Raw genomic sequence first — 11510 nt, 5'->3', positions numbered from 1 at the left:
AGGTGAGACCCCGCAAGCATTGCTTGTGAGGCTCACCGCCCGCCCCACGGAAAGCGAGCATCCTGGAGCGGAAATCAACCCCTTGTTCAGGTAGCAACAAAGTTTACGAAAACAGCCATAAAAAAGACCTCTCAGCAGTGAAATGAGTCACAATAAAAGATATGATTATCATTTAAAATTGTGAAATATAGATAATGGTTATGTTGATTTTGAATCATAGGAACTAATAAGGGAGGAATTCCAAATGTGCAATAAATCAAAAAAAGTTTACATCATATCTGGACCAGCAGGTGTTGGCAAATCAACTGTTTCAAAAAAACTCGTAAGGAAATTAAGTCATAGCGCTTATATTTCAGGAGATTACATAAGTCATATGCACATAAATGGACGTGAAAAACCTTGGGAAAGTAAAACGGAAACCTCATTAATTTGGACGAATATTTTAAGCCTTACACAAAATTTCCTTGATTTTAATAATGATGTAGTTATTGATTATGTCACCTTTCCAACAGAGGTCAAATGGTTAAAAGAGAACCTAAATAGTATGGATGTTTCTGTTTATTATGCAGTTTTATGGAGTGATAAAGATACTTTGCTAAGGAGAGATCAATTAAGAAATACAGAAGATAGAATGGGTGAACGTTGTTCCATTCTAATGAATGAATTTATGGGGTCAGGGCTTGAGGATAGATATATCTTGGATACTAGCGAAAAAACAATTGAATTTATAATAGAACAAATTTTATACAATCAAAATTATAAATTAATCTAATTTATTTGTTGAGGCAGCGGTGAGGGCAAGTTTCCGCCATATTGATCTTTTATGAGTTAAGTAAAGCCAGCGTCGGTTACTGGGACAAATCTTTCATTATGGACAGAAAAGCTGTAAGGCCCCCTTATAAGAGGACTCCAAGAGCCTATTAAAAAAAATTTCAAAAAAATCAGCATTTATGATATACTTTCCAGGTACTTATTAAACGCGTTTAATAAGTTGCTGATCGGTTTCATACGTAATAGTGCATTTACATAAGCGGGTGATTGTATTGAGCGAGAAGTGGTCTTCTTCAAAGGAAAGGGAATTACAGATTATGCATGGTATCCGGGTTGCTCTTTTGCAGATGGGCAGTGCTACGAAGGCAAATCTTTGCGATAGGGCAGGCATTAGTTTTCCTACGGTGAGCAAAATGGTTTCACGTATGGAGAAGAGCGGGGAGGTGTTTGCTGCAGGCCTTGATGAATCGAGCGGCGGAAGGCGGGCACAGCGTTATGTGTATAATCCGGAATATATGCTTGGATTGTCTGTTTTTTTAGAAAAAAATGAAACGGTTTACACGGTATTTAATTGCCTGGGGGAAGTAAAGGAGCATGGGTCATATAGAAGCTTTCTTCAAGATGGCAAAGGTGCTTTATTGGCGTGGATAGAAGAAGTGCTGGAAAGGTTTCCAAAAATCAGCGGTGCCGCTTTCGGTGTGCCGGGTTCTGTTGAGAAGGGGCGGATCTTTTTTATTCCTGATTATGAGGAATTCCAAAATCTGGATCTGCAGGGCATATTTGAGGAGAAATTCGGCATTCCAGCTATCGTGGAGAATGATATGAATGCGGCCGTGCTTGGTTACCATGACCGTTCAGGCAAGGGACGGGATCATTCGGCTGCGTATATCTACACTGGGGAAAATGGTCCTGGAGCAGGTTTGCTTGTTAACGGAAATGTAGTCCGGGGGAGCACGTATTTTGCGGGAGAAGTGTCATTCGTACCGCTTTATGATGAGTGCAGCTTCCTCCAGGCGATGCAGCAGGAAAAAGACAGAAAAGGGATTGTAAATTTGAAGGCCGTCAGCAGGCTGATTGCGTCACTTGCGGCAATCATCAACCCGCATGAAATTATTCTTAATCATAAGGAATTTCATGTTTCGCAAATTCCCGTCCTTAAAAAGGAAAGCACAAAATATGTGCCAAAAGAGCATCTCCCTGAGCTGGCACTAAGCGACTGGCGCGAGGATTACCTTCATGGGCTGCAATATCTTGCCTTGAAACGGATACTGAGGAGCTAGAGAAGGAGTGAGAATGAATGGCGACATTATTATTGATTGCGATTTACCTGGCATTCATCAGTCTCGGGCTTCCTGATTCTTTACTGGGTTCAGCCTGGCCTGTGATGCAGCCGGAATTTGGGCAGTCCCTTGATACAGCCGGTTATATTTTTATGGCGATTGCTTCCGGCACAATTGTTTCAAGTTTAGCCAGCGGCTGGCTATATAGACGCTTAGGAACCGGGAACGTTACATTTGCCAGTGTGATATTGACGGCAGCGGCTCTTCTGGGCTATTCCTATTCATCGTCCCTAGTCTGGCTTATTCTCTTTGCATTGCCGCTCGGCCTTGGTGCAGGAGCGATTGACTCTGTGTTAAACAACTATGTCGCCCTCCATTATAAAGCCCATCATATGAGCTGGCTGCATTGTTTTTGGGGAGTGGGGGCAAGCACAGGCCCTATTATCATGTCACATTACATTACGGGTCAAGGATCATGGAGAGCTGGCTATTTTACCATTTCGATTCTGCAATTTAGCTTAGCGTTTGTCCTTTTATTAGTGCTGCCGCTGTGGTCCAGAGTATCAAACATTTCGGAAAGCAAAGCTGTAGCATCCAATCATATGGAGCCTGCCGTTCCTGAAAATGGGGGATCAAGACCGCTTTCACTCAAAGGAGTCAAGTTTGCGCTTGTTTCTTTCTTTTTTTACTGTGGTGCCGAATCAACGGTCGGCCTGTGGGGGAGCAGTTTTCTTGTTCAAAGCAAAGGAATATCAGCAGCCGGTGCAGCTCAGTGGATATCGCTGTATTATGCCGGAATTACAATAGGAAGGCTTATCACTGGGTTCATTACCCTAAAAGTCAGCAGCAAAATGCTGATTCGGACGGGGCAGATCATTGCCCTTATGGGTGCAGTGATCCTGATTCTGCCTCTGCCCGCTTTTATGTTACTTCCTGGCCTGATTTTGGCTGGACTTGGCTTGGCCCCTATTTTTCCATGCATGATTCATGAAACGCCAATACGGTTTGGCAAGCATCATTCTCAGTCCTTCATTGGCTTTCAGATGGCGGCTGCCTATACGGGCACGACCTTTTTGCCGCCATTACTCGGAATCCTTGCTTCACGTACCTCCATCGGCATATTTCCGTTTCTTGCCGCCGTTTACATGATAGCGATGCTTTTTACATCTGAAAAAATTAATAAAATCATGAAAATCAGGTTGGAGCAAAATATTGCAGGGTGAATGAATCCTGCAAACCTTTAAGGAGAGAGTGCAATGAAAACTGAAAAAGAGAAAATGATACTAGGAGAAATGTATAATCCCGCTGATCCTGAATTGGCAGAAGGCCGCGTAAGTGCCCGCCGCCAGGTCAGGGTTTTTAATGAAACCCTGGAAACGGAGATCGATAAACGGACAGAATTATTGAAAGAGCTCTTCGGTTCCACAGGCAATGGCTTATACATAGAACCGAATTTCCGGTGCGATTATGGCTATAACATCTTCGTCGGAGAAAATTTTTATGCAAACTTTGATTGCGTCATTCTGGATGTATGTAAAGTCAAAATGGGTGATAACTGTTTTCTTGCCCCAGGGGTGCATATTTACACAGCCACACATCCCCTTATCCCGGCAGAACGGAATTCAGGATTAGAATATGGCAAGCCTGTCACTATCGGAAATAACGTCTGGATAGGCGGGAGAGCTGTCATCAATCCGGGCGTAACCATCGGGAACAATGCCGTTATCGCTTCAGGTGCAGTCGTGACAAAGGACGTGCCGGATAACGTGGTTGTTGGAGGAAATCCTGCAAGAATCATTAAGTATATTGATTTGTGAAACTGGATAGATGGGGGAAGGGTCCATGGACAGCATAAACAATCTGCTGGATGCATATTTTGATAATCTTGAAAAAGAGATGCCAGATAATCTTGAAGCTTTCTATCTTTATGGATCATCATCGCTCGGTGCGTATCAGGAAGGAAGGAGCGATATTGATTTTATTGCGGTTATCAAGAAGAAAGCAGCTGATAAAGATATACAAATTTTAAAAAGGGTTCATAAGCTTATGCACAAACATTCCAAGATTCCTTTAGATGGCTGGTATGTCATACAGGAAGATCTTGGCTGCAGGGACAAATCTGAAATTCCCGCCCTCCGCTTTAATGAAGGCAAGTTTTATGGTGAAAACAAATTTGATAAAAACTCCATTGATGCCTATCAATTGAAAAAATATGGAATCGCTGTAAAAGGGCCAAACATTGAGCAAGCTGTGCTAGAGGTGGACTGGGATATATTACTGAAAAATATGAGGAATAACCTTAACACCTATTGGGTGAACTGGGTTTGCGGGTGCAGGAAATTCCCATCAGCCCGATACATATATTCGCTAGCTAGTCTGAGCTGTATTGAATGGGGAGTATTAGGAATTTCCCGACTTTATTTTACTTTTAGAGAATACGACATCACATCCAAGGCAGGTGCGGGTGAATATGCATTGCAAACTGTGCCTGAGAAGTGGCATAAAATTATTCATGAATCACTAAGGCTTAGGAAAGGCATCAAGAAATCCTCCTACACATCTATTTTTGAGAGGCGAAGAGAGGCGCTGGGGTATATGGAGTATATAATAGAGGAGTGCAATCGGCACTTTAAAAGTCAAATTTTATAGAATACCAGCGTACATTAAGTAATTCGTTCTCTTCAATTACATGGTACTAAGTGCCCTCAGTTTTTATTGGGCGAGAAAAAGAGCAGCCATTCTATGATGTAATGGCTGTATTCATTATTCAATAGCTGCTTCGTGTATTAAAGATAAAGTCCTTAATTGTTATTTAGAAACTATCGGAACCCATAATTCATGACGCGGCTTATGCCCGGGTCCGTAATAGCATTCTATACAAGGCAAACTAGCAAGTTCATATCCTGAGGAGGGAAGCCATTCAGAATATAAACGTTTCCATGCCTCCGTAATATTCGGGAAAACAGCCCATTTACTTGGCGGCAAGATCTGTGTTTGCATTTCTTCAGGTACCTCGCCATCATAACGTACACCCATAAAATAAGTGAATTCATCATCCGTGATGGCTGCTTCATTTCCGCAAATGCCCAAAATTCCTTCTAGTGAACATTTGGGATTCTCCCAGGACATATCTTTTAATTCTTGCATAAAACCCTCTTTTTTCGCCTTGCTCCAAAGTGATGGAATAGTTTTAAAGGCCCTGTTTGTTTTAACTGGCTTACCTCTACCTGCAATTCTTATCTCAAAATCTAAATTCTCAATTCTATACTCCATTTCATGGTCTCCCTTTATTGTTTTTTTAAGGATGTTTTTGAATAGGACTAGAAGCTTTTGTAATTATAATACCATAAAAAGTAAATTTATCCCTGCCGCTTTAAAAGACTGAGCAGTATTTAATAAGCCTGTTTTAAGATTAATATCTAGCATGCAATATGACTACTATTTAGGTCGGATGGTTCTTAAGTGCATGATTCCTGGGGGAAGTCGCATGATTTTTCCAGAAACCTGCACGATTCTGAGGACTTTTCGCATGAATCCTGGAATTTTAAGCAGCTATATGTATAAAAAATAATTGAAAAGTCAGTAAAAAGCTGTTAGTATGTAAAAAATTCCATATAAAAGACGATGAAGAGATGAGTAGCTGAGTAAGCGTTGTTCACAGAGAGCTCCTGTCCTGCTGAAAGGGAGCAATAATTTGCTTAGTGAATAAAGACTTGGAGTTTCATGGCCCTGTGCGGGGTAATATGACGGATTCTTCCGATATCAAGATAGGGTACTTTACCCGAAAAGGCTTATGCAGCGATGTATCAGCAAACTGAGGTGGTACCGCGAAGCTATCTATAACTCTCGCCCTCAAGACGGTTGTCTTGGAGGCGGGAGTTTTTTTATAGAAATGGAGGGAAAGGCAGTGAACCCAATATTACTTGAAATACCATCGCAAATAGAAACAAGCCGATTAATATTGAGAGCTCCCCGGCAGATGGGTGACGGAAGTGTTGTGAATAAGGCAATAAGGGCTTCTTTTCCTGAACTGAAGGCTTGGCTTCCATTTGCTCAAACTATTCCTGAAGTGGAAGAAACAGAAATTAACCTGAGAATAGCTCATGTAAAATTTTTACAACGAGAAGCTTTTCGCTTCCTGCTGTTTGAAAAGGAAAACAAGGATTTCGTAGGAATAGCAAGCCTACAGGACATAGATTGGGATATTCCAAGCTGTCAAATCGGTTACTGGATGAATACAGCATTCACAGGAAAAGGATATATGACCGAAGCGGTACAGGAATTAACAAACCTGGCCCTGAATACGATTTCTTTCAGAAGAGCTGAAATCAGATGTGAAAGTGAAAACAGTAAGAGCCGTGCGATTCCTGAAAAACTGGGATTCAGCTTAGAAGGAATCCTAAGGAATGAAGATTTGTCCGCAGATGGAAAAAGACTTACTGATACCTGCATATATTCTATTATTAAATAACGAGGAGAATGATGATGAAAATATGTTTAATCGGTGGGGGAAATCCCTCTGCAGGAGAGCTTGACGATGTAATGGATGCTGTGTCCCGATATACAGATGCCGGTAATAAGGTATTGATTATTCCTTTTGCGACTGAGGAATCAAAACGGGATAGATGGGTTCAATCAGCAATGAAATTGTTTTCTGATATTGGATTGGGGCAGATATCCCTGCTTGATGAATCGTTAACAAGTATAGAAATGCAGCAGGAGATTGAAACATCCGAGGTCCTATATTTTACAGGGGGCAGACCAGAGCTGTTAATGAATAGATTGATAGAAAAAAATCTGCTGCAGACTATTCAAGAATTTTCCGGAATGATGATCGGCGTGAGTGCAGGCGCACTCATCTTCTGTAAAGACTGTTTGATCACAAAAGACGATGACTATCCTGAGACTCATTTTATAAAAGGATTGGGATTATTAGACTTCAGCCTTGAAGTTCATTATGACAGCAGCCTGGATGAAGAGCTTATCCCCTTATCTCAAAATAGAGACATCTACGCCATACCAAATGGAAGTGCAATCCTTTATGGTGGCAAAATAACGGAGTATATTCATGATGTATATCAGTTTAAAGACGGAAATAAACATGTAATAGGCAGCAGTAATTCTGTTATTTAGCACGGGTATTTTGAATTTGCATGATTTATATGTAAAGCCGCATGATTTTGTCAGAAACCTGCAAAAGCTGCATGTTTCCAGGCTCAGACAATAGTTTAATAGCTTTTCATAGATTATTACATGGTATAGTAACTATATCGTTAAAATATTCAGAAAAAAGGCAGGCGCATGTATGATGAAGGAAACTGTGTCATTAAAAGAGGCGTTTAGAAATTGCAGCTATCGTCTTGGAGGCCATGGCAAGTACAATGTTGGTGCTCTTAAAGAGGCATTCCAGGATATCGAAGGAACACTGGAAAGCGATATTTACGGAAAAGGGAAGGTGATTGAGGATTTCCAGGACAAGATGGCTGCATTATTGGGCAAGGAAGCGGCGGTCTTTTTTCCGAGCGGCACGATGGCCCAGCAGATTGCACTCCGGATCTGGTGTGATGAAAAGGGCATAAAGAAAGTTGCTTATCATCCGTTGAGCCACCTTGAAATTCATGAACAAGACGGCCTGAAAAAGCTGCACAGCATTGAAACGGTTCTTCTTGCAGACAAAACCCGGGTCATTGAGATTGAAGATATCGTCAGCATGGAAGAAGAGGTTTCAAGTGTACTGCTTGAGCTGCCGCAGCGGGAAATTGGCGGCCAGCTGCCAAGCTTTGAAACTCTGGAGAAAATCTCTGCTTTTTGTCAGGAAAAAAAGATACGCCTTCATCTGGACGGGGCGCGTTTGCTTGAGGTACTTCCTTATTACGGAAAATCGGCTGCTGAGGTTTGTACTCTTTTTGACAGTGTGTATATGTCATTTTATAAAGGAATCGGCGGAATTGCAGGGGCGATCCTTGCTGGGAGTGAATCTTTCATCGAAGAATCAAAGGTTTGGAAAAGACGCTATGGCGGTGATTTGATCAGCCTGTATCCTTACATCATTTCATCGGATTATTATTACAATCAGCGTTATGAAAAAATGCCATTATATTATGAGCAGGCGAAGGTGCTTGCTGGGCACTTCAATTCCTGTGAACATATATCAACACTTCCTGAAGTGCCTGTTTCCAATATGTTTCACGTGTATTTCCAGCTTCCTGCAGAACAGACAGAAAAAGTGCTGGCCGAACTGCAGCAGGAAACCGGCATCGGTATAACAAGCTATTTAAACAGCAGCGGGGAAAACGCCTGCTATTTTGAAATCAGCTTGGGCGATTCTTTTGAAGATGTTCCAAAAGAAAAAGTTACAGAAACCTTTGGGATTCTGAAGGAAAAAATGAAAACTGCCACCCTGTCTCAGTAACACAAAAAACCACGCTCTCATGAACGTGGTTTTTTTCTTCAGGTTTTTACTTAGCAGCTGCATTTATAACAGCTAGTTTATCCATCAGCTTGGTACTGGCGGAATTCAATCCTTTAATATGCACTTTTACGCCATTTTGCCTGTACTTTAACACAACTTTATCAATGGCGCCTACGGCTGAATCATCCCAAAGATGTGTATTGGATAAGTCGAGATCCATTTCAGAAATTTCTTCCTTAAAATCGAATTGATCCACAAAGTCAGTAACAGAAGCAAAGAAAAGCTGGCCGTACACTTGATAGGTTTTCTTATGTGAATCTGCACCCGTTAGAGCTTTTACTTCAACCTTGGACATTTTGGAAGCAAAGAAAATGGCGCTTAAAATAACACCCGTTACTACTCCAATAGATAGGTTGTCCGTTGCGACAACCGTAATCACGGTAACAACCATCACGGCTGTATCTGTAATGGGCATGATCGGCAATTTCCTGATAGATGACCAGTCAAAGGTTCCAATGCAAACCATAATCATGACAGCCACTAAGGCAGCCATTGGGATTTTTACAAGAACATCGTTTAAAGCAACAATTAAAATCATTAAAAAGACAGCTGCAACAAAGGTGGAAAGCCTTCCCCGGCCGCCAGACCTGACGTTTATGCCGGATTGGCCGATCATCGCGCAGCCTGCCATGCCGCCGAATAATCCAGAAGCAATATTGGCTATCCCCTGGCCGCGTGCTTCCCTGTTTTTGTCACTTGATGTGTCTGTCAGATCATCCACGATCTGGGCAGTCAAAAGGGATTCAATCAGCCCAACCAAAGCTATTCCCAGTGAGTATGGGAAAATGATGCGCAATGTTTCCATATTAAACGGTACATCCGGAATAATGAATGTGGGCAGAGACTGGCTTAAACTGCCCAAATCGCCAATTGTGCGGACATGTGCTCCTGCTGCAACTGCAATAATGGTAATCACAATGATTGCGACCAGCGGTGAAGGCACAGCCTTCGTAATTCGCGGGAACAAATATATAATTGCTAAGCCACCGGCAACCATTCCATACATTACCCATGTCGCTCCTTGAAAATGGGTCAATTGTGCCATGAATATCAGGATGGCCAGTGAATTAACAAAGCCCGTCATAACAGACCGCGGTATGAACTTCATTAGTCGTGCTATCTTCAAAGATCCGAATATAATTTGGATAATGCCTGTCAGGATGGTAGCTGCAAGCAAATACTGCAGGCCATGGCCTTTCACCAAGCCGCCCATCAATAAGGCAGTGGCACCAGTTGCAGCTGAAATCATCGCAGGCCTGCCGCCCACAAAGGCGATGACAAGGGCAATGCAAAAGGAAGCATATAAACCAACCATCGGATTGACTCCTGCAATAATGGAAAAACCAATCGCTTCCGGAACCAAGGCAAATGCCACGACCAGACCAGAAAGAATATCACCCCTGATATTCCCAAACCATTCATATTTAATTTTTTGCAAATCCAACCAAATACACCTCTTCTATTCATTTGTTTGACTTTCAACTCTCATGAAAGCCGGGGCCGTTTTAGACAGTTGCTATTATACCTGATTGCTTTATATTTGTTAACCATCATGTGAACGCGAACATGTTGATTTTCTTCAAATTAGCTCTTTGGTACTTATCTATCGGCCAAGTTTTATAGCGAAGGTTATTAGCTGAAAGAAGGGGATATCTTTGGTTATCTTGAATAATAAGATGTAGAAGAATTTATAAAGAAAAGAGGTTTTTAGTTATGGAGCCGAGATCAAGATTTGAAACAATCGGCGGGATGGAAGTGCATTTTACGGAATGGGGAGATCCGGGGAACCCGGCGGTGGTTTGCTGGCATGGTCTGACCCGGAATGGGCGGGACTTTGATATCCTTGCAAGGCATTTGGCTGACAGCTATTATGTGATTTGCCCTGATACCATCGGGCGCGGACAAAGCGAATGGAGCACGGACCCTGAAAGAGATTACTGCTTTGAAACGTACAGCAATCTTGCCATCAGGTTATTGAATCATCTGGGGATTGAAAAGGTACGCTGGGTGGGAACTTCGATGGGGGGCGCAATCGGCATGCGAATCAGCGGCACACCTGCCCATCAGCACCGGATTACACACTTGGTGTTAAATGATATTGGCGCAGGTGCTTCTGAAAACCGTGTAGAGGATATTGAAGGCATAAGCCGGATCATCAGCTATGTTGGAGCTCCTCCTGCATTCAAGACATTCACTGAATTAAAAAATTATTATAAAAGTATTTACAGGACATTCGGTCTTTCAAATGAGGAGGAATGGACGGATTTCACCCGGAATTCCCAAAGACGAAGAGATGATGGAAAGGTCAGCCCGGATTATGACCCCAATATTTCGCTTCAATTCCAGCATACCGAAGACCTGGATTTATGGGGGCACTGGGATAAAATTAAAGCGGATATTCTGCTCATCCGCGGTGAGATATCTGATGTTCTGCCGCTTGATGTTGCGCAGAAAATGGAGCAGAAGCAAAACTGTGAAATGCGCACGATTCCAAAACTCGGACATGCCCCGGCATTAAATACAGAAGAACAAATCAGTATGATTCAGGAGTTTCTTAGGTGATTGAAAGCCATATATTTATTGGGGGAAAAACTGCGAGGGATTTTTATTGGATGATAAAATAATACAAAAACAGAATGCAAGATATTACGAAAATATGCCAGCCTTGGCCAACAGCAATATTTTTCTTTCCAAGCAGCCTGCTTAATACAATTTCTAAGTAACTGAAAAATAGACAGCTTATTAAGAGAAAAAGAATAATTAATAATACAGATGTATAGGTCCATTTTCTGTCAGCATATGCTGATGAAAAATAGACAACAACAAAAAAGCCAAGGGAATTGGAAATCAGTCCGCTTACGTTATATTGGATTTTTTTAAATAAAAGTTTTTTTATATTCAAATTCGTCCTCCTCATCTTTTCTAGAATATTCTAAATTATATAATAAATGTATTTTTTTTACAAATCTGCTCATTAGCTTTAAAGG

General features: G+C 41.8%; 11 protein-coding genes and 1 pseudogene. 9 read left to right on the top strand and 3 right to left on the bottom strand.

The genetic code is table 11. From position 1 onward, the window contains the following. The first annotated feature begins 244 nt into the window (after positions 1-244). The 5 genes from BIV59_RS19500 to BIV59_RS19480 all read left to right on the top strand — a co-directional run bounded on the left by BIV59_RS19500 (position 245) and on the right by BIV59_RS19480 (position 4700). Positions 245-772: an AAA family ATPase gene (locus BIV59_RS19500; protein WP_071353127.1), complete on the top strand. Its 528-nt coding sequence runs from the start codon at positions 245-247 to the stop codon at positions 770-772. Positions 773-1043: 271 nt separating this feature from the next. Then, the gene (locus BIV59_RS19495) at positions 1044-2051 is read left to right on the top strand and encodes an ROK family transcriptional regulator (RefSeq protein ID WP_240501952.1); all 1008 of its coding nucleotides are present in this window, start codon (positions 1044-1046) and stop codon (positions 2049-2051) included. 17 nt (positions 2052-2068) lie between these two features. Beyond that, positions 2069-3274 carry an MFS transporter gene (locus BIV59_RS19490; protein ID WP_071353126.1) on the top strand — a complete coding sequence of 402 codons (1206 nt, stop codon included), beginning with the start codon at positions 2069-2071 and terminating at the stop codon, positions 3272-3274. Between the two features lie 33 nt (positions 3275-3307). Next, complete coding sequence (locus BIV59_RS19485) at positions 3308-3868, top strand: maltose acetyltransferase domain-containing protein (RefSeq protein WP_071353125.1); 561 nt, start codon at positions 3308-3310, stop codon at positions 3866-3868. A gap of 25 nt (positions 3869-3893) precedes the next feature. Beyond that, the gene (locus BIV59_RS19480) at positions 3894-4700 is read left to right on the top strand and encodes an aminoglycoside adenylyltransferase domain-containing protein (RefSeq protein ID WP_139194421.1); all 807 of its coding nucleotides are present in this window, start codon (positions 3894-3896) and stop codon (positions 4698-4700) included. Between the two features lie 159 nt (positions 4701-4859). Here the strand turns inward: BIV59_RS19480 and BIV59_RS19475 are convergent. After that, positions 4860-5345 (bottom strand): annotated as a pseudogene (locus BIV59_RS19475) (GyrI-like domain-containing protein); the annotation flags it as partial. A 613-nt stretch (positions 5346-5958) separates the two neighbouring features. Between BIV59_RS19475 and BIV59_RS19470 the strand changes: the two are divergent. The 3 genes from BIV59_RS19470 to BIV59_RS19460 all read left to right on the top strand — a co-directional run bounded on the left by BIV59_RS19470 (position 5959) and on the right by BIV59_RS19460 (position 8463). After that, positions 5959-6522 (top strand): GNAT family N-acetyltransferase, encoded by a 564-nt coding sequence (locus BIV59_RS19470; protein ID WP_071353129.1) that lies wholly within the window; start codon positions 5959-5961, stop codon positions 6520-6522. Positions 6523-6536: 14 nt separating this feature from the next. Beyond that, the gene (locus BIV59_RS19465; RefSeq protein ID WP_071353122.1) at positions 6537-7184 is read left to right on the top strand and encodes a Type 1 glutamine amidotransferase-like domain-containing protein; all 648 of its coding nucleotides are present in this window, start codon (positions 6537-6539) and stop codon (positions 7182-7184) included. Between the two features lie 175 nt (positions 7185-7359). After that, entirely contained in the window at positions 7360-8463 is a 1104-nt protein-coding gene (locus tag BIV59_RS19460) for a threonine aldolase family protein (protein WP_071353128.1), read from the top strand. Between the two features lie 46 nt (positions 8464-8509). On the opposite strand, the gene BIV59_RS19455 is transcribed toward BIV59_RS19460, so the two are convergent. Continuing rightward, entirely contained in the window at positions 8510-9967 is a 1458-nt protein-coding gene (locus BIV59_RS19455) for a SulP family inorganic anion transporter (RefSeq protein WP_071353121.1), read from the bottom strand. 269 nt (positions 9968-10236) lie between these two features. On the opposite strand from BIV59_RS19455, the gene BIV59_RS19450 reads away from it, so the two are divergent. After that, positions 10237-11085 (top strand): alpha/beta fold hydrolase, encoded by an 849-nt coding sequence (locus BIV59_RS19450; protein ID WP_071353120.1) that lies wholly within the window; start codon positions 10237-10239, stop codon positions 11083-11085. A gap of 43 nt (positions 11086-11128) precedes the next feature. Here the strand turns inward: BIV59_RS19450 and BIV59_RS19445 are convergent, their stop codons facing one another. Further along, positions 11129-11425: a hypothetical protein gene (locus tag BIV59_RS19445; protein WP_071353119.1), complete on the bottom strand. Its 297-nt coding sequence runs from the start codon at positions 11423-11425 to the stop codon at positions 11129-11131. Positions 11426-11510 lie beyond the last annotated feature (85 nt).

It is taken from the genome of Bacillus sp. MUM 13 (genome assembly GCF_001866725.1).
In the GTDB taxonomy this organism is placed as follows: domain Bacteria; phylum Bacillota; class Bacilli; order Bacillales; family DSM-1321; genus Peribacillus.
This window is presented reverse-complemented; position numbering and strand designations above follow the sequence as displayed.